At 31.9% G+C, this 20,880-nt stretch carries 22 protein-coding genes and 1 pseudogene; 19 read left to right on the top strand and 4 right to left on the bottom strand.

The window, feature by feature from the left end; all coding sequences use genetic code 11:
• Positions 1–231: 231 nt before the first annotated feature.
• The 3 genes from G9F74_RS12420 (at position 232) to G9F74_RS12410 (ending at position 3,720) form a co-directional block, all read left to right on the top strand.
• A complete protein-coding gene (locus tag G9F74_RS12420) occupies positions 232–657 on the top strand; it encodes a DUF4879 domain-containing protein (protein ID WP_016108529.1) in 426 nt (141 codons plus the stop codon).
• A gap of 430 nt (positions 658–1,087) precedes the next feature.
• Positions 1,088–2,311 (top strand): methyltransferase domain-containing protein, encoded by a 1,224-nt coding sequence (locus G9F74_RS12415; protein WP_016108530.1) that lies wholly within the window; start codon positions 1,088–1,090, stop codon positions 2,309–2,311.
• 113 nt (positions 2,312–2,424) lie between these two features.
• Positions 2,425–3,720, top strand: a complete 1,296-nt coding sequence (locus G9F74_RS12410; protein WP_000533145.1) for an MFS transporter — start codon at positions 2,425–2,427, stop codon at positions 3,718–3,720.
• Positions 3,721–3,778: 58 nt separating this feature from the next.
• Here G9F74_RS12410 and G9F74_RS12405 read toward each other — a convergent pair whose 3' ends face one another.
• Positions 3,779–4,489, bottom strand: coding sequence for a hypothetical protein (locus G9F74_RS12405; RefSeq protein ID WP_002038924.1), 711 nt, complete (start codon positions 4,487–4,489; stop codon positions 3,779–3,781).
• A 495-nt stretch (positions 4,490–4,984) separates the two neighbouring features.
• Between G9F74_RS12405 and G9F74_RS12400 the strand changes: the two genes are divergently transcribed.
• Together G9F74_RS12400 and G9F74_RS12395 are read left to right on the top strand one after the other, a co-directional pair.
• Positions 4,985–5,785, top strand: coding sequence for a GNAT family N-acetyltransferase (locus G9F74_RS12400; RefSeq protein WP_016108531.1), 801 nt, complete (start codon positions 4,985–4,987; stop codon positions 5,783–5,785).
• Between the two features lie 46 nt (positions 5,786–5,831).
• Positions 5,832–6,707, top strand: coding sequence for a glycerophosphodiester phosphodiesterase (locus G9F74_RS12395; protein ID WP_000724034.1), 876 nt, complete (start codon positions 5,832–5,834; stop codon positions 6,705–6,707).
• Between the two features lie 133 nt (positions 6,708–6,840).
• On the opposite strand, the gene G9F74_RS12390 is transcribed toward G9F74_RS12395, so the two are convergent.
• Both G9F74_RS12390 and G9F74_RS12385 read right to left on the bottom strand, forming a co-directional pair.
• Positions 6,841–7,254 carry a magnetosome magnetite crystal formation protein family gene (locus G9F74_RS12390; protein ID WP_016108532.1) on the bottom strand — a complete coding sequence of 138 codons (414 nt, stop codon included), beginning with the start codon at positions 7,252–7,254 and terminating at the stop codon, positions 6,841–6,843.
• Positions 7,255–7,362: 108 nt separating this feature from the next.
• Positions 7,363–7,824, bottom strand: coding sequence for a DUF2306 domain-containing protein (locus G9F74_RS12385; protein WP_000021723.1), 462 nt, complete (start codon positions 7,822–7,824; stop codon positions 7,363–7,365).
• A 172-nt stretch (positions 7,825–7,996) separates the two neighbouring features.
• Between G9F74_RS12385 and G9F74_RS12380 the strand changes: the two genes are divergently transcribed.
• Positions 7,997–8,527, top strand: a complete 531-nt coding sequence (locus G9F74_RS12380) for a DUF4269 domain-containing protein (RefSeq protein WP_000495195.1) — start codon at positions 7,997–7,999, stop codon at positions 8,525–8,527.
• Positions 8,528–8,572: 45 nt separating this feature from the next.
• Here G9F74_RS12380 and pdxR read toward each other — a convergent pair whose 3' ends face one another.
• Complete coding sequence (gene pdxR, locus G9F74_RS12375; protein ID WP_016108533.1) at positions 8,573–10,006, bottom strand: MocR-like pyridoxine biosynthesis transcription factor PdxR; 1,434 nt, start codon at positions 10,004–10,006, stop codon at positions 8,573–8,575.
• A gap of 150 nt (positions 10,007–10,156) precedes the next feature.
• Between pdxR and G9F74_RS12370 the strand changes: the two genes are divergently transcribed.
• The 13 genes and pseudogenes from G9F74_RS12370 to G9F74_RS12310 all read left to right on the top strand — a co-directional run bounded on the left by G9F74_RS12370 (position 10,157) and on the right by G9F74_RS12310 (position 20,752).
• Positions 10,157–11,071, top strand: a complete 915-nt coding sequence (locus G9F74_RS12370; RefSeq protein ID WP_016108534.1) for a DMT family transporter — start codon at positions 10,157–10,159, stop codon at positions 11,069–11,071.
• Between the two features lie 138 nt (positions 11,072–11,209).
• Entirely contained in the window at positions 11,210–12,571 is a 1,362-nt protein-coding gene (locus G9F74_RS12365; protein ID WP_016108535.1) for a family 8 glycosyl hydrolase, read from the top strand.
• 163 nt (positions 12,572–12,734) lie between these two features.
• Positions 12,735–13,658, top strand: coding sequence for a nucleoside hydrolase (locus tag G9F74_RS12360; RefSeq protein WP_000416770.1), 924 nt, complete (start codon positions 12,735–12,737; stop codon positions 13,656–13,658).
• Between the two features lie 76 nt (positions 13,659–13,734).
• Positions 13,735–14,193 (top strand): GNAT family N-acetyltransferase, encoded by a 459-nt coding sequence (locus G9F74_RS12355; RefSeq protein WP_001102693.1) that lies wholly within the window; start codon positions 13,735–13,737, stop codon positions 14,191–14,193.
• 80 nt (positions 14,194–14,273) lie between these two features.
• Positions 14,274–14,664 (top strand): annotated as a pseudogene (locus G9F74_RS12350) (NUDIX domain-containing protein).
• A gap of 197 nt (positions 14,665–14,861) precedes the next feature.
• Positions 14,862–15,128 (top strand): heterocycloanthracin/sonorensin family bacteriocin, encoded by a 267-nt coding sequence (locus tag G9F74_RS12345; protein ID WP_001071376.1) that lies wholly within the window; start codon positions 14,862–14,864, stop codon positions 15,126–15,128.
• Between the two features lie 98 nt (positions 15,129–15,226).
• Entirely contained in the window at positions 15,227–16,243 is a 1,017-nt protein-coding gene (locus G9F74_RS12340) for a serine hydrolase domain-containing protein (protein WP_000288924.1), read from the top strand.
• A gap of 31 nt (positions 16,244–16,274) precedes the next feature.
• Entirely contained in the window at positions 16,275–16,418 is a 144-nt protein-coding gene (locus G9F74_RS12335) for a hypothetical protein (protein ID WP_000653682.1), read from the top strand.
• Between the two features lie 280 nt (positions 16,419–16,698).
• Positions 16,699–17,907 carry an L-lactate MFS transporter gene (locus G9F74_RS12330; RefSeq protein ID WP_000815141.1) on the top strand — a complete coding sequence of 403 codons (1,209 nt, stop codon included), beginning with the start codon at positions 16,699–16,701 and terminating at the stop codon, positions 17,905–17,907.
• Between the two features lie 133 nt (positions 17,908–18,040).
• Positions 18,041–18,457 (top strand): GNAT family N-acetyltransferase, encoded by a 417-nt coding sequence (locus G9F74_RS12325; RefSeq protein ID WP_000706728.1) that lies wholly within the window; start codon positions 18,041–18,043, stop codon positions 18,455–18,457.
• Between the two features lie 154 nt (positions 18,458–18,611).
• Complete coding sequence (locus G9F74_RS12320) at positions 18,612–19,055, top strand: NUDIX hydrolase (protein WP_000757645.1); 444 nt, start codon at positions 18,612–18,614, stop codon at positions 19,053–19,055.
• Positions 19,056–19,086: 31 nt separating this feature from the next.
• On the top strand, positions 19,087–20,217 hold the full coding sequence (gene dnaN, locus G9F74_RS12315) for a DNA polymerase III subunit beta (RefSeq protein WP_016108536.1): 1,131 nt from the start codon (positions 19,087–19,089) through the stop codon (positions 20,215–20,217).
• Positions 20,218–20,239: 22 nt separating this feature from the next.
• The gene (locus G9F74_RS12310; RefSeq protein WP_016108537.1) at positions 20,240–20,752 is read left to right on the top strand and encodes an NUDIX hydrolase; all 513 of its coding nucleotides are present in this window, start codon (positions 20,240–20,242) and stop codon (positions 20,750–20,752) included.
• Positions 20,753–20,880: the final 128 nt, after the last annotated feature.

The raw sequence follows: 20,880 nt of genomic DNA, 5'->3' as shown, positions 1-20,880 counted from the left end.
ATGCGCTTTAAATTCGGGATACACTAGCTAACAATGAAAATAATAGAATCAAGTTGTAATGTGTATTTCGTTTTACACTGTAAGTCATTCATATTAAGTAATAGAATTGTAGAAACATATAATAGAATATTCGCACTAATATTTATATAGTTACAATCTATTTACATATAAGATTATTAGGATTATATTGGCAATGAAAGAGAAAACAATAGATGGAAGGGGATGTTTTTTATGTTTAAAAAAGCAGCACTAGGGATTTCATCGTTAGCAATCACAGCGTTCGTCGGTTTAGGAATGGCAACAGAAGCTTCAGCTGGACCTGCAGCACCACTTACTTCACTAAACGTCGTACAAGTAGAGTCTGAGCTGGGCGGAGTAGAAACAATTAACTCAAACAGCTTTAGCACATCACGTAACCACGGGGGAAAATACTTATATATTACAACGAAAGAGATGGGATACGGTCAAAATCCATTTACTAAAATAAATGGTTCTAATGTAAAAAGTATTGGATCCACAATAATCGGCGGAAAACCAATCGTTGGCTGGTATTACAAATGGGATGCTTCTGGACATCAACAAGGAACATTTGAATACCAAAAAACATCTATAAACGCGCCATTTAATACAATGCGTACGTCAATTTATATCCAATAATTTTTGAAAACGTTCGCACATACAGAATAGTCAAAAAAGGTACTCCTAGGAGTACCTTTTTTGACTTGAACCACGTTCATCTATATTTACAATACCGATCCCACAGCAAGAACACTTCCCATAAAATAACATCCTACACGTCTATGAAATTGATAGGAACGGGTAGTACAAGTCCTCTATGGTTAAAGTACGTAACCTTACATATTCCAATTCAATGAAAACAGAAAAAGACTGTATTACTTACGCCAAAATTCAAGATTAAAAAAGAATAGCTAAACTTATATAAGCTTAGCTGGATGAGTATGTGACGGAACCCTAAAATGAATTACATCTTTTTCATACCATAAATAATTTTGTATAGGGAGATGAAAGGATTTTTTAAAATAATAAAGAAGTATGTATAAACAAATATATAAATGGTAGTGATAGTATGAAAATCAGTAAGTTTGCAGAAGTAAATACTGTAAGTGTAGATACGATTAGACATTATATAGACCTCGGTCTCATTATTCCTGAAAAGAAAGGTGGGCACTATTTTTTTGATGAGTATTGTCAAAAAGATATGGAACTTATTTTAGAGTACAAAAGGCTAGGATTTAGCTTAAATGAAATTAAAGATCTTTTTCTTTATAAAAATTTAGGGAAATCTATAGATTACGAAAAAAATACTTTTTATCAATCTTTATTTAAATTGAAATATGAAAAGATTGAACAGGAAATAAAAAATTTAGAGGAACAAAAAGATAAATTAAAGGAAGCGTTAAATAATTTATCTATAAAAACTAAAATTTCGAATTCAATTTTAGGGATAGATTTAAACGTACTTAATGTATTTAAGTGTTTTAAGTGTAACGGAAATTTGATTCTTGAAGATGGCATTATCAATAAGAATCAAATTGTTGAGGGAAAGTTAATTTGTAATTGTGGTGAAGAATACGCGATTATTTCAGGGGTTTTAACAGCTGGAAACTCATATAAAGCATATGAAAAGACATCACTTGAAGATTCTATTTCGGATTATATCCATGAAACTGATACTGCTTTTTTGGAAAATGTTCAAAGAGGAGGAGAATGGGCGAAAAAGAAACTAATGCAACTAGATTTAAATGAAAAAATACTACTTGATTTAGGATCTGGTATTGGGTTCTTTTTACGAAATATTTATGAGGAACTACCAGGAAATTGCCTATATATTGCTGTTGATCGAGATTTGAATAAACTTTTATTTTTAAAAGATGTAATTGAAAGAAGAAACCCGAAAAGAAACATTCTATTTATCTGTGCCGACTTTTTAAACATACCTATTCAGAATTATTCTGCTGATATTGTCATTGATCAGTCTGGTACAAGTAATTATAGTTTTGAGCATAAAAACTTTTTGTTGCATGAATTAAATCCACTTTTTAAGCCAGAGTGTTATATGCTAAGCTCATATATTTTATTTAAAAATTTCAGCATACATAGTCATATATCAATTAGATTACGAGAGAATTTTACCTCTTCAAAAGTTAAGGGAGAAATTCAAAAACTACAGTTTCAAACCATTGATGAAAGAACTTCTAATTATTTGGAAAGAGGCGGGAAATACGAAAATTTCTTCGTTCAAGGAGAAGAAATTTATACATATTCATTTTTCGGAAGAAGATGGGGTTAACCCCATCTTCTTTTATTTTTCTTTTAAAACTTTTTAATAATAGCATATTGATATTGGGTTGACCCGAGAACTTACACTGTATGTAATACAAAGTTAAACGGGAGGAAAGAGTTATGGGACGTTTACGAATACATTCACAAAATGAGCAAAGTACTCAAGAACTAAGAAATATTTATCTCTATTCATTTGGGAAAACAGTATCAATATTTGGTAGCTCTATTTATAGTTTCGCATTAGGATTGTATGTGTTACAAATAACCGGATCAGCATGGAATTTCGCAATTACGCTTATTTTAGGAACGATTCCAATGATTGTTATGAATCCATTTGCAGGTGTAATCGCAGATAAAGTTGATAAAAAGAAACTGGTCGTTTGTATGGATTTACTAAGTGGAGGCTTATTAATTACTGTTTATACATTGAGCAGTAATTATGGATTAAACTTATTCATCATTTATACTACTACTTTTCTTTTAACAGTATTTACAACGTTTTTTGGAATAGGATTAGAATCCGCAAAACCGAATATCGTCTCTAAAGAGAGGTTAATGAGTATTAATTCTATAAGTAAAATTATTGATTCTGTATCTTTAATTCTCGGTCCTATGTTAGGTGGTATCGTTTTTGCTGTTGTAGACATAAAACTTTTTATAATGATAAACGGTATTTCATTTATCCTTTCTGGCATATCCATACTGTTTATTCACTTTAAATTGTTCGGGCACGATATAAAGGAGGAATGTTCAATAAGAGAAATTAATTTTATTAAAGATATAAAAGAGGGATACTTTTACTTAATGGAGAGGGAAAGCTTAAAGAATACGTTTCATATTTTAATTTCGCTTAATTTCTTCTTAGGATTTGCTGTAACTGTTCCATTACCATACATTATTAACACAGTTCTCAATCTTAGTTCGAAGCAATTTGGTATCATTCAAGGAACTTTTCCAGTAGGGATGATAATTGGTGCAATTTTAGTGAAAAAGATAACTAATCGTTTTTCTTACTCTTATCTTTTGAAAAAGCTAAGTTCAATGTTGGCAGTTTTTATGATTATTTCAGGAATTCCAGTTTTATTCAAAAGTTTTGAAGCAAATGATTTTGTATGCGTTATTACGTATTGTGTTGTTATGTTCTCTTTCGGGCTAATAATAGCGTTAATTGATATTCCTTTAATTTATTTCATGCAAAAAGAAGTTCCTGATGAATATAGGGGAAGAGTGCTCAGTATTGGATTAAGTATAGGTAAAATGATGCAGCCGATAGCACTGGCATTATCAGGTCTATTATTAAATTATATTCCAGCCTACACGCTTCCAATTGCAGGAGGAATAGTATTTCTTATTTTGAATAAAGCTTATTCAAATAAGTTCAATTTAGAAATTCATTCCAAAGATTATAGTGTTTAACGTAACTATTTGATATTGTTACAGATAAAAAAGCGCAGGATCATCATCCTGCGCTTTTTTATCGTAATTCAGCTGTCTTTCTAATAACAATCTTATCAATATCATCTTCTTCATCACCAATAAATAATCCACGCTCTTTTAAATACATTTCAAAGTATAAATCTGCTTCTGCACGTTCATCATACGGTTTTACAGAAAGTACGAAACCTAATTTGTTTTGCTCATCTAAATGAGAAGTGGAGATATAAGCCGGTACATTATGGCGTAAAAAGAGTTCTTTAACGGGAATAATCATATCTTTCATTAACTTTGTTAACATACCCATTTCAAACTCAAAATTAAAGCGATCTATACTAGATAAATCGGCGAATACTACACCGATAAAACCTGTATTAAATACTTCTTGGTATTCTACATCTTCGTTACCATAAAAATTCTTTTCGATCAAATAATTTATAAAATAAGACACACCATCACTTTGTTCAAAAGGTTTTGTTGAAAGAACAAAGCCGATTTTCTTTTGGTTATGTAAATATACACATGACATATATGCAGTGATATTATGTTCTTTAAATAATGCGCTCATTGCTCCAGATAGACCATCAAGTACATGATGAACAATTTGAAGTTTTTTACGAGCGAAATAATAGGATTTCTTTTGTAACTCCAATGTATCAATAAAGACAGAGCCGATAAAGCCTGTATTTGAAATAATAGGTGTTTGCTTTTTTCTTCCTCTGCGCTTTGCTTGAGCCATTGTAAAAATCATCCCTTCATGTACAATTAAAGTAAAAGAACATTTGTTCGTATGTGTATATTTTACTATTAAAACACTCTAAAGTAAAGGGTTTTTGATGAAAAAAACAACAAAAAAGACACCTGTAAAAGGTGTCTTAAACGCTGTAGGGAATAGGGTTTATCCCGTATATTTATATTATGATACAGAAACAATCTCTTCTGTATCTTCTACATCTAAATGACAGTCCATAGTACGTACATCTTGATCTTCATGACTTCCGAAATAAATAGTAATTTTCATATGTATCGCTCCTTTATTCTAGGAATACCTAAAATAATTACTAGTAATGTTAATGTTTATTATATACCACTTTTTTCATTCCGACAACGTTATATCATTTTTAATTCTTTTAAGCTATCCCGCATAAATTAAAGAGATATTTTTATAGAAAAAGGTAAATAACTTATGTGTTATATTTAAAATCAAAGAGTTCGGATACTAATTTTTATGAAAGGAGCACAATTTATGAATTATAAACAGTTACTATTAGATAATTTTACATTTAAAATCTCATATATTGCTAGACTTGTGCAAGGAATGAATGTAAAAGAAACGAAGGATTACATTGCTGTCGACTGTGGTTTACCTGCAGATACATTTAATATCATTACTTTACTTAACAATAATGTAACAGATAGAGCTAAGCAATTAAATAAGGAGGTAGAATACTATAATCAAAAGCAGTTTCCAATGTGTGTTTGGCTTTGGGATGAAGAACAAGGGCAGACTATTAAGAGCGAGTTATTAAAATTTGGTTTAAAAGAAGCAGAACATAGTATTGCGATGGTTGCAGACTTAAAAACAATTTCTCCAACAATAGACACGCCAGTAGGCTTTACAATTCAACAAGCATCTTCGCTCGGACAAATACAAAGATTTGGAGAAACGCTAGCTGATCTATTCGGTACATCAGAGGAAGGTATACATGTACAATCATTCTATAATCAAATTTCTTCTTTCGATTTATGGAATAGTGAAAATATGAAGCTATACTTAGGTATGTATAAAGATGAAGTTGTAACTGTTGGTTCGTTGGTCTGTACAAAAGATAGTATTGGTATTTATGACATAGCAACTCAAGAAGAGATGAGAGGACGAGGATTTGGTTCTACTATGTTTAACTTCTTGCTGCAAGAAGCAAAGAAATTAAAAAATACTTATTGCGTTTTACAAGCTTCACCTGATGGAATCAATATTTATAAAAAGTCGGGCTTTCAAGCTGTTGGACGAATGACTGTTTTTGAAAATCGACATTTATTTGAGTAAATCATACAAGTCAAATTGTTTTAAATATAGGAGTTAACATAACGTTATGAAAAAAATATCTCTAATTACAATCATTTGTTTTTTCATAGTAATAAGTATCTTTGTTTTTCGGCAAATAAACGAACATAAATACACTAAAGCTATTAATCAATCAAATCATATAAAGAATATCGCACATAGAGGCGCTTCTGCGTATGCACCAGAACATACAATAGCAGCATATAAATTAGGCCAACAATTGAAGGGGGATTACATAGAAATTGATCTCCAAATGACAAAAGACGGACATTTAGTAGCTATGCATGATGAAACCGTAAACCGTACAACAAACGGTAAAGGGTTAGTAAAAGAACATACATTAGAAGAAATGAAGCAACTAAATGTAGGCTCTTTTTTCAATGAAAAATATCCGAATTTAGCAAAGAAAGAATTTGAAAATGCTAAAGTTCCAAAGTTAAAAGAAATTATAGAAATGTTTGGGCATAATGCTAATTATTATATAGAAACAAAGTCACCAGATGAATATCCGGGTATGGAAGAAAAGCTATTAGAAATTATAAAGTACTACCAAATAAGTGATAAAGTTATTATTCAATCCTTTAGTGAAGAAAGTCTGCAAAAGATTCATAGTTTACATGCTAATATCCCACTAGTACAATTATTATCATATCAAAAGTCAGTTCAATTAAATGAATTAGAGATAGAAAAGTATAAAACATACTGCATAGGTCTTGGTATGAATTACAAATATATTGATTCAGCTTACGTAAAGAAAATAAAGAAACACGGATTAGAAGTTCATCCATTTACAGTAGATAATGAAAAAGATATGAAAAAGTTACTTTCATGGGGAGTCGACGGGATGTTTACTAATTATCCGGATCGTTTACATTCAATATTGGATTTAAAAAATCATAAATAAAAAGAATTACCCGATAGGAAATGATATACGGCTGTTTTCATGATGGTAATATCATTGAATACATTGAGCCGAAGTTTAAATAACTATGCAAAAGAGAAAATAAAAAGAATCCAATAACTTTATTGGATTCTTTTTATTTAGTTCTATGCACCCATCGTGAAACAATAGGATAATGAAACTCTTTATTTTGTAATTCATATAAAATCCCTTTAATTGGTCCTAAAATTACAGCAGCTAAAAGTATTATATATAGTGGAATTGTTCCAAAAATAACAAACAAGGAATTTGTACTCAAGTCAATGTGTAATAAGGAAAACATGAGCGTACGGACTACTACGAAGTTCCAAAGAAATACAGCGAGCCATACTCCAAATTGAAAAAGGGCTGATTCTAGATTCATTTCTTTTATACTTTGTGATTTGAAAACGAAATAAAGTATGAGGGGTATAAAAAAAAGTGTATTACCAAAGAGGAAAAAGACCAAGAAAGATAATAAAGTAATTCCATGTATCGCTAGTTTAATGTTTTTATCTTGTGATAGTATCATCAAAATCCTCCTATATTTAATGTAGATGGTAAAAAACAATACAACCCATTATATCATAGGAAACATGGAATAAAAATGAACTAGAAAGTAATCAAAATGTAACTAATTTTAACTACGCTTTTTATATTTTTTTGATACACTGACTACGAGAGGAATGCCGATTAAAGTAGGTAAAAACCAAAACCAAATTGGCGGAAGTAAATTTATAATAGGAATATGGATGCCTATATTTACTAAAAGTGCGGTGACGGCACCAATATAAGAGCCTAACATACCTCTAATATGGTGGTGAAGCCAATTTTTCCAACGCTTTTTTCTTGCAAGGTAACCATAAATCGCAAATGAATAAGAGAAAATTGCTACATAAAATAAATATGCGATTTTATCCCAATTTATTATGGACAATATGATTGCAGTAAGGGTGATAACAACATAAGATGCATGATATATTTCGCCCCATTCTGTATGTTTGCCTTTCTTCTTTTGAGCAACCATCGCTACAATACCGGTAATTAAGCATATTGTTCCAAATAAAATGTGTATGGATAAAAGAATGTTGAAAATGCTCATAATAATTCCTCCTTTTTTATTTTATAGTATTGCAGTATAGGAGAAAAGTTGAAACATATTGTTTATTCGTCTTAATATATTGAAATAAAGGTACTCTTAGAATAAATTTCAACGGACAAATTTTCTTGAATTTAGTGAGTCACGTATTACGTGAAATGAAGGAGAGACTTCCATGTTTACATCTATTACATATTTACAATCAGGGAATGACAAGCAACAAAAAGTATATGATGTTTTGAATACATTAAACATAATGGAGGATTTAGCTTTGTATAGTCCTGTTCTTTGTGGGACAATACCTATAAGAATTGATACTCTTCAATCTGACTTAGATATTGTAATGGAAGTACATAACTTTGATGTTTTTGAACAGGAAATGAGATCTTTATATGGTTCTTATGAAGGATTCAAAATAAAAAAGAAAAAAATTAAAAATACTGAATCAATAAAGGTGAATTTTAAATTTGAAGGTTTTGAATTTGAATTATTTGCCCAACCTAAGCCAGTGCGTAGCCAAAATGCATATAAACATATGATTGTTGAGCACATGATATTAATGCAGAATCCACATATAAGGGAAGAAATTATTCGCTTAAAAGAACAAGGGATAAAAACAGAACTAGCTTTTGCTCAAGTATTAAAAATTGACGGAGATCCTTATGAAGAACTTATTTTATTGGGACAGGAAATGCGTTTGTGGTAAATAAGGTACACAAAAAATCCTCTTATAAATAAAAGAGGATTTTTGTTATATCATTAACTTACGGATTAATCCACTTAACAATTTTATCCCGGTAATTATTTGTTCTGGAGAAGCATATCCATACGATAAACGTATACATTGATCTGATTCTTCTTCATAAATACGTCCTGGGTTTAAAAGAATCCCTTTTGATAGTGCCTCTAAAAATAGTCTCTTCATCGGAATGTTAGGTACAACCTTTAGCCATATAAAAAATCCACCACTAGGAATATCCCAAGTTGCTATGTCTGCACAATACATATGTAAAGCTTGTACCATCATTTTTCTTCGTTCTTTTAAATGCGTTCTTACGTTCGCTACATGGTCTTCATAAAAACCTTTATTTATCCATTCAGCAGCAACTCTTTGAGATAAAGAACTAGACCCATAGTCTGTTTGCATTTTTATATCTGATAATCTATCAATAACAGGTTCTGGTCCGATAATCCATCCAATTCTAAGTCCTGGAGTTAGTGTTTTAGAGAGGCTACCAACATATAATACATGTCCATGTTTATCTATCGATTTTAAAGGAGCTGGAGGAGGTTCATCAATCCATAACTCACGGTAAATATCGTCTTCGATGATAGGTAACTGTTCCTTTTCACATACTTTTAATATTTCTTTCCGGCGCTTTTCAGACATTAATATCCCTGTTGGATTTTGAAAACAAGGAATAGAATATAAAATATTTTTCTTTTGACTATATTTAATACGTGTTAATAAATCGCTAGGTAAAATCCCGTAATGATCCATCGCTATACCAGATAGGTGTATATTTGCTGATTGAAAAACATGAAGTGAATATAAGTAAGAAGGTTGTTCGAGTAAAACGGTTGATTTTCTATGTAAAAGACCAATTGATATTAATTGTAATGCTTGTAATGCACCGGAGACGATTAATATAGAGTTAGGCGATACGTGTATTCCAAACGATTTTACGTAATTACTTATTGCTTCACGTAACGGAAAAAAACCTTTTTGTTCCTCATATCCGAAATAATCTAATTCTTCACTAACGTTTTTAATAATGGATTGCATCGTTTCTAGTGGGAAAAGATGCGGGGCAAGTTCGCCTTTACTAAGATGGATAAGTGTTTTATTTGATTCTGCTTCATTTATTTCACGTACCATTACCTTACTTGGTTTATGAATACCAGCCTTTACATATTCACTCCAATTAGGCGGGGGATTCGTTGCTAATAAGGACCACGTATTATTCATAACAATTGTTCCTGCCCCGATTTGCCCTTGAATTAAGCCGTCAGCCATAAGCTCTTCTAGCGCAGTTATTACAGTACTCCGATTTACATGAAATAACTTTGCTAACTGCCGCTGGCTAGGAATCTTACTTCCGATTGGCCATTCTCCGTTTTCAATTTTTTCTTTCATATAGTCTATTATCTGCCGATATTTGGGCACCTTTTTATCGATTGTCATATAAAAACTCCCTCGTTTATTTAAAAATGAAAAGTGGTTGGTTTTTTCGATAAATAACTGGTTGAAGACATTGTATCAACTATTAAATATGATGAAAAGAAATAATTGGCAATTTGAAAATGGTTGGTTTATTGGAGAGGAAGAGAAAACATGCTTAATAAAAAATGGGATTTACAAATCATATGTGCTCACGCTTTTACGATTCTAATATGGGGAACTGCATTTCCGACAATTCGTATGGGGCTTGAATCATACACACCTGAACATCTTACTTTACTACGCTTGTTAATCGCTTCATTCATACTTCTTGTGTTTTCCTTTATATACAAACTACGATTACCTGATTTGAAAGACATTCCAGCGATTTTTATATTCGGTGCTTTAGGGTTTACTATTTATCACATTGCATTAAACTACGGTGAAAAAACTGTAAATGCTGGATCGGCAAGTTTAATTGTTTCAGTTACTCCTATTGTAACAGCAATTCTTGCTTCTGTTTTTTTGAATGAAAAAATGAAATTAAATGGTTGGATCGGTGGTGTAATTAGTTTTATTGGAATTGCTCTCATATCATTTAGTCAAGGAGGTTCTATTCAATTTAATAGTGGAGGATTATTTATATTATTAGCAGCCGTTTCAGAAAGCCTATTTTTCGTTTTCCAAACTTCTTACTTGAAAAAGTACGGCTTTTTGCCATTTACCATATATACAATTTTATCTAGCACTGTATGTATGCTTATTTTCTTACCGAGAATTTATACAGAAATACTAGCAGCTCCTCTTGAAGTGAATGTGAGTGTTATATATTTAGGTTTATTTCCAACAGTACTCCCGTATCTTGCCTTAGAGTATATTATATCTCGTGCTGGTGCTTCCGAGGCAACAAGTTCTCTATATTTAACGCCAGTCACTGCGTGCTTTATAGCTTGGGTATGGTTAGGTGAAGTACCGAATTTTATTTCTGTAATTGGAGGTGGGATTACTATACTTGGGATATTGATTGCTCATATACGAGTAGTAAGAAAAGAAAAACATAGGAATCTAGTAAACAGTAAATCGATATAACTTAATTAAATAATGATTTTATGATACTTTTTGATATAGTTTCTTTCTTATGTTGATAAATATAATATTTTGTATTTCAGTTAAATATTGTATGTTACATTTTATGTAGTAAGCATTTTAAAAGGAGCTGACAACATAATGAATGGAAAAAGAAAAATTTTCATATGTATTTCTATTGTAGGAATCGGACTAGCTAGTTTTTCTAATTCTAGTTTCGCAGCAAGTGTAACGGACAATTCAATACAAAATTCTATTCCCGTAGTTAATCAACAAGTAGCTGCTGCAAAGGAAATGAAACCATTTCCCCAGCAAGTTAATTATGCAGGTGTTATAAAACCGAATCATGTTACACAGGAAAGTTTAAATGCTTCTGTAAGAAGTTACTACGATAATTGGAAAAAGAAATATTTGAAAAATGATTTATCTTCTTTACCTGGTGGTTATTACGTAAAAGGAGAGATTACAGGTGATGCGGATGGGTTTAAGCCACTTGGAACTTCAGAAGGTCAAGGGTATGGGATGATAATTACAGTATTAATGGCTGGTTATGATTCGAATGCTCAAAAAATCTATGACGGTTTATTTAAAACAGCAAGAACTTTTAAAAGCTCTCAAAATCCTAATTTAATGGGATGGGTTGTCGCAGATAGTAAAAAAGCACAAGGTCATTTTGATTCTGCTACTGATGGGGATTTAGATATTGCGTATTCTCTTCTTCTTGCTCATAAGCAGTGGGGATCTAATGGAACAGTTAATTATTTGAAAGAAGCACAAGACATGATTACAAAAGGTATTAAAGCTAGTAATGTTACGAATAATAACCGACTAAATTTAGGAGATTGGGATTCTAAAAGTTCACTTGATACGAGACCATCTGATTGGATAATGTCACATCTTAGAGCTTTTTATGAATTTACAGGTGATAAAACTTGGCTTACTGTTATTAATAATTTGTACGATGTATATACGCAATTTAGTAATAAGTACTCTCCAAATACAGGGCTTATTTCAGATTTTGTTGTAAAAACCCCACCACAACCCGCACCTAAAGATTTCTTAGATGAGTCAGAATATACAAATGCATATTATTACAATGCTAGTCGGGTACCATTAAGAATTGTAATGGACTATGCGATGTACGGCGAGAAAAGAAGTAAAGTCATTTCTGATAAAGTCTCTTCATGGATTCAAAATAAAACGAATGGAAATCCTTCAAAAATTGTGGATGGTTATCAATTAAACGGATCAAATATTGGTAGTTATCCAACTGCTGTATTTGTTTCACCGTTTATTGCTGCAAGTATAACGAGTAGCAATAATCAAAAGTGGGTAAATAGTGGTTGGGATTGGATGAAGAATAAGCGAGAAAGCTATTTTAGTGATAGTTATAATTTATTAACGATGCTATTTATTACGGGAAATTGGTGGAAGCCTGTACCTGATGATAAAGAAACACAAAATCTAATAAATGATGAAATGTATGAAGGATATGATAAATAATAGAATTTGATAATGGTTAGCTGGGAGAAGGAATTAGCATGCGCTAGTTCCTTTTTAATATCCCGTAACACATTATCCATTCTAAAATTTGCATAGATATACTTGCATTTTTCATATACATAACTATTGTTTGCTTTATTTTTTTATGGAAGGAGAGTATTTCTTGGAAAAAGTATTATTTTTTGGAGATCCAGGAATTGATGACTCATTTGCCATTATGTATGGTTTACTGCATCCCGAAATTGAAATTGTCGGTATTGTAACTGGATATGGAAATGTTGAGCATATACATGCTGCACATAATGCGGCGTATATTTTACAGTTAGCAAATAGGCAAGACATTCCTGTCATTAGCGGCGCAACAAAACCACTTACTGAAGAAATTTCAACGTACTATCCTGAAATTCATGGATTAGAAGGATTAGGGCCCATACATGTTCCAGAAAGCGTATTATCTATTCCGATATATAATTTTGGTAGTATTGCTGCAATTCTTGTAAAGTATGGAAAAGATTTAACAATTGTTGATGTAGGAAGATCTACTTCATTAGCGATTGCTTTTAATTTATGGAATGACTTAATACTAAATGTAAAAGGAATATATTTCATGGGTGGTGTCTTTTTAGAAGTAGGAAACGTTACTCCATTAGCAGAGGCAAATGTGTATGGAGATCCTATAGCAAGTAAAATTGTTTTTCAGCAAGCAAAGAATTTATTCATATTCCCTTTAAATGTAACAAATAAAGCTGTGTTAACTCCAAATGTATTTAATTATATCCAAGCTAATTCAAAGAATCCATTTCATACGATAATGAAACCGATGTATGATTACTATTTATCTGCATACCAAAAACTTAATCCATCTATCGAAGGGCCTTTGCTACATGATGTGGTTGCTATAAGTGGATTAGTTAACCCAAGTTTTTTTGAATTTGCGCATCGTACAGTGAATGTAGATACATACGGAGATACGAAAGGACAAACATTTGCTGATTTTCGCCCTAGCTCAATATCTAAAGGGGCCCGTATAGCATTAGAAATAGATGAACAAAAATTTATTCAAGATTTTATAAAAATCATGTTATAAGCTGTTGTCGAAAAAGGGAATTATTTCACTACGTTGAATATAAAAATATATCCTCTTTATAAAGGAGCTTACAATATTGAATGTCCAGTTAAAGGTTGTTACGAGAGAGAATTGGGAAGAGGCATTACAGTTACAAGTTAAAGAAGATCAAAGGAAATTTGTCCCCGCCGTAGCAGTTTCACTTGCTAAAGTATATATAAAGCCAGATGGTGACAATGTAGAGTACATACCATTTGCTATATACGTTAGTAATCTTATGGTTGGTTTTATTATGCATGCGGTTGTAAGAGAGACATCAAATATGTATTGGATAAACGGGTTTATTATTGATCAAAAGCAGCAAGGCAATGGTTATGGAAAATCAGCATTACAAGAAAGCATTTATTTAATAAAAAATAAATTTAAGGCGTGTAAAGAAATTAGATTAACAGTACATAAAGAGAATATCTCTGCAAAGAAACTATATGAACATTACGGTTTTCAACCATTAGGGCAAGATTATGACGGTGAGCAAGTATATCGTTTATTTGTTTAACTTTTATTAAGTATTAGCGTGAAATGAAAATAACTACTTTAATCAAGGTAATAGTGAATGACTAGAAAGATGAAAAATTATTGATTGCTGAATATATTGGGCATCACTATTTTTTACCTGGCGGCCATGTTGAAATTGGGGAATCAGCAGAGAATGCATTAATAAGAGAACTAAGAGAAGGAGCTTGAAGTAAACTGCAGTATAAAACGATTTTTAGGAGTTATAGAAAACCAATGGCAAGATAAAGAAATACTTCATCATGAAATCAACCACATTTTTGAAGTATCTTCAAAAGAGTTACAAATTGATTTACCACCAAATTCTAGAGAATCTCATTTAGCATTTCATTGGATAGATTATAGTAAAGAATCTTTAAAAACTTATAAAATCATGCCAATGCCCTCCGTTAAAGAATTACTAGAAAGAAAATTAAATGATGAACTACTAAATTGTTGGATAAGTAATTTTTAAATCACTCTATGTATAGTAAATACGTCCTTCGAAAGGATATAAAGAAAATAGGCTAAAAAACAAGGTACATCACCTAGTGTAAGTTCATATTTTGTTGATGTACGTATTTAGTCTGTAGCTTTGTTTCTATTTGGTTTACAAAAATATATAAACTTTTTACATTTGGGTGGAATTACTTATAAATGGAGGGGTTCGTAATGAATCAGTTTCAACAAGAACTACAATCATTAAACCTTAATGATTATCAATCTGGTAATGTAGTTTACTGGGATCAACAACAAAATCAATATCCATACTATTATATTCAAGACGATGCACGTCGTTGCGGTGGATGCGGAGGTTGTGGTGGACGCTGTGGTGGATGTGGCGGCAGATGCGGTGGTTGTGCAGGACGTTGCGGCGGATGTGTAGGTTGCGCAGGATGTTTCAGTTGCTTTAATTGCTGGAACTGGTGGATCATTTAAGTATAGAAAATCAATAATATTTCACATGAAAGAAAGGTGTTTATAGTAATACTTTTCTTTCATGTTGTGATTTTTTATGAGTATTAAGGGGGATTTATTTGTATACATACGAAAAGTTGATTTCTTGGGTAGAGAATATAAAAGAAAAAAATCATAGTTCTGCTACAGCACTATGTATTATAAAGGATAACAAAATTGTACTAGAGCATTATAGTGGATATCATTCAAATACATCTACTAGTAAAAAAGTAACAGCATCTTCACAGTTCAACGTCGCTTCTGCGAGAAAAAGTTATTTAGGATTCATGGTAGCGTATGCGCTTTATGATGGGAAAATAAACTCTATTGATGATGAAGCGATAAAGTATTTTAAAGACTTCGATCCTGCATTACTTGATAAAACAACGATTAGGCATTTAGTAACTCATTCACACGGTCTAGGAGAAACGGATGACGGGACAATTTTCCGTGAATTTGAAGCTGGACAAGATTGGGCATATAGAGATATTAATGTAAGAATGATGACGCATCTCATTTATCGGCTTTATAATAAAAGTTTTCCTGAATTGTTAAAGGAGCGTGTATTTACTCCTGCTAATTTCCAAGAAACAGGATGGAGAATACAGCAAAATGAAAATTTAGTTAACGTTGTTAATAATCCAAATGAAGACGCGATCAGTGAGGTCGGTACAGTAGATGACGGTACCGAAAAAAATCTGTTTGTCTCAGCTAGAGAGTTTGCTTATTGGGGCAACCTTCATTTAAATCAAGGCATGATAAATGGTAAACAAGTTGTTCCAAAAGAAGTTATAAAAATTGCTACTAGCTTGCAGAGTCCAGCTTATAAAAATAATGAACTACCACAAAACGGGTTGTTTTGGTTCGTTCAAAATGAACCAAAACAATTAAGTGAACTTGGTGAACGTGTTCCAAAAGGTTCGTATCAAATATTAGGAATTACTGGACCAACCATTTTAGTAATACCTGAGTATAATGTAGTTGTTGCGAAAATGTACAATAAAAGATATAACTACGGCGGTGATAATTACTTATATTATTTACGTGAATTTAGCAATTTAGTCGCCGATACATTTACTAGCTGTAATAGGGCATAATTACTCCTATAACAAAAAGGAGTGAAAGAATTTGAAAGATAAAGTGAGCAAAGATAAAAAGCAAAATATAAAAGATGTAAATACAGAGCAAAATGCGATTTTTAGCGATCCGAAAGATGCAGCTAACATGCAAACTGTACCGCAGCCGAAAGATTTTGATGAAATCGAATATTAATTTCTCATCCGACTATATGACGAATAAAAAATACGTCTTAAGTCCCATCACATGTAAGAAAATATTTGATAACATATATACATAAGCACTTGAAAATGGCTTATCTTAACAAAGCTTTCTTTAAATGTATCTGATATAACCTGCGAAAAGACACTTCATGATGAAGTGTCTTTTTGTGTACATAAACTTAATTTCCATTTTTCGTACAGTATCTTGCAATTTATGATGGATATACTAACTGTGAAAATTCATGTCAAGATAAAAGAAGGGGACAGTTAGTATGAAACAAACTTCTATAAATCCGCTATTAATTGTTCTAGGTACAATCATTGTTCAAATTGGCCTTGGAACAATTTATACATGGAGTTTATTTAATCAACCCCTTGTAAGTAAGTTCGGATGGAATCTCAATTCAGTTGCGATAACTTTCTCCATAACAAGCTTTTCTTTATCATTTTCAACCTTGTTTGCAGCAAAGTTGCAGCGAAAATTAGGACTTCGTAAACTTATCGCTACTGCAGGAATTGTTCTAGGACTCGGTTTAATACTTAGTTCACAAGTTTCTTCCTTACCATTACTATATTTATTAGCTGGTGTTGTTGTTGGGTATGCGGATGGAACAGCTTATATTACGTCACTATCTAATTTAATTAAATGGTTTCCAAATCGAAAAGGACTTATTTCTGGAATATCTGTTTCAGCATATGGAATGGGCAGTTTAATTTTTAGATATATAAACGGAAATCTTATCGATAGCCTAGGTGTATCACAAGCATTTTTATATTGGGGCATTATCGTCTTACTTTTAGTATTAATCGGATCGCTCTTCTTACGTGAAGCGATTGTAAGTAATACGGTAACAGAAACATTACACAATGATTATACGCCACGTGAAATGATGAGAACGAAACAAGTATATCTATTGTTTTTCATGTTATTCACATCGTGTATGGGTGGTCTGTACTTAATCGGTATGGTAAAAGATATCGGCGTACAACTCGTTGGACTTAGCGCAGCAACCGCCGCTAACGCCGTCGCAATGATTGCAGTCTTTAATACAGTAGGTAGAATCATTCTTGGAACGTTATCAGATAAAATTGGTAGAATGAAAATTGTCTCTGCAACATTTATTATTATTGGAGTATCCGTCTTTACTCTTAGTTTCATTCCATTAAATTACGGGATTTATTTTGCTTGTGTAGCAAGTGTCGCCTTTTGCTTCGGCGGTAATATTACAATATTCCCAGCCATTGTCGGAGATTTCTTCGGTTTAAAAAATCATAGTACAAATTACGGGATTGTATATCAAGGTTTCGGATTTGGTGCACTTGCAGGTTCATTCATTGGAGCATTACTTGGTGGATTTCAACCAACTTTTATTACAATAGGTGTTTTATGTGCGATTTCTTTCATTATTTCTATATTAATTCGTCCGCCAAATGTCGAGAAGAAAAAGGAAATCAAGCAGTTACATCGAAAAATAGCTTAGTTTTAAAAAGAGGCCTTATCGTAGGGCTCTTTTTCATTACAACGTTAACTATGCTCCTTTCATTGATTAGTAAAGACAGGACAATACAATTATGAAATGGAATAGATAAAATAAAAGGAGTGTGATATGTAAAATGAAGATAGTAAAGCAATGGGTTCAAGAAGATAGTGATTACATACGAGAGAAAGTAATTGAATATAATCAAAAACATCTTTCAAATGAAGAGAAAACACCTTCGGAAAAGGTTAGTTTTATAGTGAAAAATGAAAAAGAGGAAATAGTAGGTGGGATAACAGCTATAACATTTTGGCACCATGTACATGTTGATTTCCTATGGGTTTCTGAAGAATGCAGACACGAAGGATACGGAAGTAAATTAATAAAACTTATCGAAGAATTTGCAATTGAAAAAGGATGTAGGCTAATCAACTTAGATACGTTTAGCTTTCAAGCTCCGGATTTTTATAAAAAACATGGATTTATAGTCATTGGAGTGAGTGAAGATCATCCAAAAGGACATAATCATTATTATTTAGAGAAAAGGTTATAAAGTGTATAGAATTAATTAATCTCAATATATAAAATTCAATAAATTAAAAAGAACGTATTTTGAATCATCTATATCAAAATACGTTCTTTTTAATTTGTATGTATCTGGTAAAATGAAATAGAGGCAGAAAATTCTTATTAATAAAGGGGTAAATATGAAAAAGGTTAATGTTACATACGCGCTTTTGTACGATAAAACGAACGAAAAAATCTTAATGGTAAAAAACAAAGGAAAAAATGGGTCTTATTACACATTACCAGGTGGCTCAGTTAAATTTGGGGAAACGTTAGAAGAGGCAGTCATTCGGGAAGTAAAAGAAGAAACAGGGCTACATATAACTGTAAAGGGGATTTGTTCCATAAGCGAAGCCTTTTTCGAGGAGAGAGGCCATCATGCCATTTTCTTTAATTTTTTAGGTGAAATAATCGGCGGAGAGACATATATATCCCGTCCAAAAGAAATCGAAGAGATTACTTGGATGGAATTACATATAGCAGCACCGTATTTACGTATACCTGAACAGTTACTAGATTTTTTACAAAGGAAAGAAACAGTACCTTACTTTTTTAACGGAACAATCGTTCATCAATCTTTATAAATAAATTATTTCATTTAAGGCGGGGAAAAACATGGAGTTTATCGTTAATCACAAACATATCACTCAAGCACTTTCAGAAGTAAGTAAAGCTATATCTACAAAAGTTTTAATTCCTATATTATCTGGTATCAAAATAACAGCCGATCAATCTGGAATTACTTTAATCGCAAGTAACTCGAATGTTTTTATTAAAAAATTTATACCTAATTCAATCGAAGACGAACAGATCGCAACTATATTACAAGCAGGAACTATTGTTGTACCTGCAAAATATTTCATTGAAATTATAAAGAAAATGCCAAGTGATATAGTAATAAAAAGTAAGAATGAACAAATCATTACGATACAATCAGAAGAAATCACATTAAACTTAAATGGACTTCCAGCAAATGAGTTTCCGAATGTACCACTTATAGAGGATCATGCAGAAATACAAGTAGAAACAGAACAATTGATTGAAGTGTTTAAACAAACTGTCTTTGCAGTAGCTAAAAACGAATCCAGACCTGTTCTCACCGGAGTACATATAGAGTTAGATCACAATAAATTAGTTTGCGCTGCTACTGACTCGCATAGACTAGCTATACGTGAAACGCTAATTTCTTCAGATGCGAAAGCAAATTGTATCGTACCAAGCGCTACCATTAGTGAACTTCTAAAATTAATGAACAGTCATACGGAATTCGTATACATATACCTTTCAGACAGTCACGTTATTTTTACATTCGGAACAACTACGTTATATTCAAGACTCATTGAAGGGAAATATCCTAATATATCTAATCTCATTCCAAATGAATTTCAAACGGTTATTAACGTAGAAAGAAAAAAGATTTTACAAGGTGTAGATCGATCGAGCTTATTAGCAAGTGAATGGGCAAATAACAACGTCAACTTAGAAATCATCAATGAATCCACAATTAAAATTTCTTCTAACGCTTCTCAGATTGGTAAAATAGCTGAAACACAACAAGTAGATGCGATTCAAGGTGAAAAACAATTAAATATATCTTTCGACGGACGATTTATGGTAGATGCTTTAAGGGCAATAAAAGAAGAAATGGTTACTTTAAGTTTTGGTGGTTCAATGAGACCGATATTAATCGAAGCAGGAGAGCAATCTGCCGCAGTACATCTTATATCGCCAGTAAGAGCTTATTAGGAACAAAGGAAGGACTTACATTATGCACAAGCACACTTTATGCTTTATAAAAAGAAATGAAGAAATACTGATGCTAAATAGAGAATATGACCCTGTAAAAGGATTATGGAACGGGGTAGGAGGGAAGATAGAACCGGGAGAAACACCTTTAGCAAGTGCAATTCGTGAAATAAAAGAAGAGACTGATATAGATGTTAAGCAAAATCAAATTCAATTTAAAGGAATTGTTAAGTGGGAAGACTCTTCATACTCTGGTGGCATGTATGTTTATGTGGTAGAACTACAAAATGAAGTTACATATGATACACCTAAAAAAGTATCCGAAGGGATTTTAGATTGGAAAAGTGTGTCTTGGATATTAAGCGACTATAATTACGGTGTAGGAGAGATGTTACCTAAATCATTACCTGAAGTACTTCATAATGAATTCATATTAGAGCACAATTTTGTATTATCTAATCATAAATTAATAGATTATAGGAATGAAGAATTGGTTATGTTGGACAGCAAATTTAATAGGAAGAAGCAGATGTAATTATTTAAGAAATATTTTTAAAGAAGTAAATCTTTTAACATAAAAGAGCGGATAATTTTTAACTAATAGGTGCGCTTAAATGCAAAGAAACCTAATTACAAAAAGAGCGAATCCCTTATAAAAAGGTT

This window comes from Bacillus sp. EKM202B (assembly GCF_011066025.1).
Classification (GTDB): domain Bacteria; phylum Bacillota; class Bacilli; order Bacillales; family Bacillaceae_G; genus Bacillus_A; species Bacillus_A toyonensis.
This window is presented reverse-complemented; position numbering and strand designations above follow the sequence as displayed.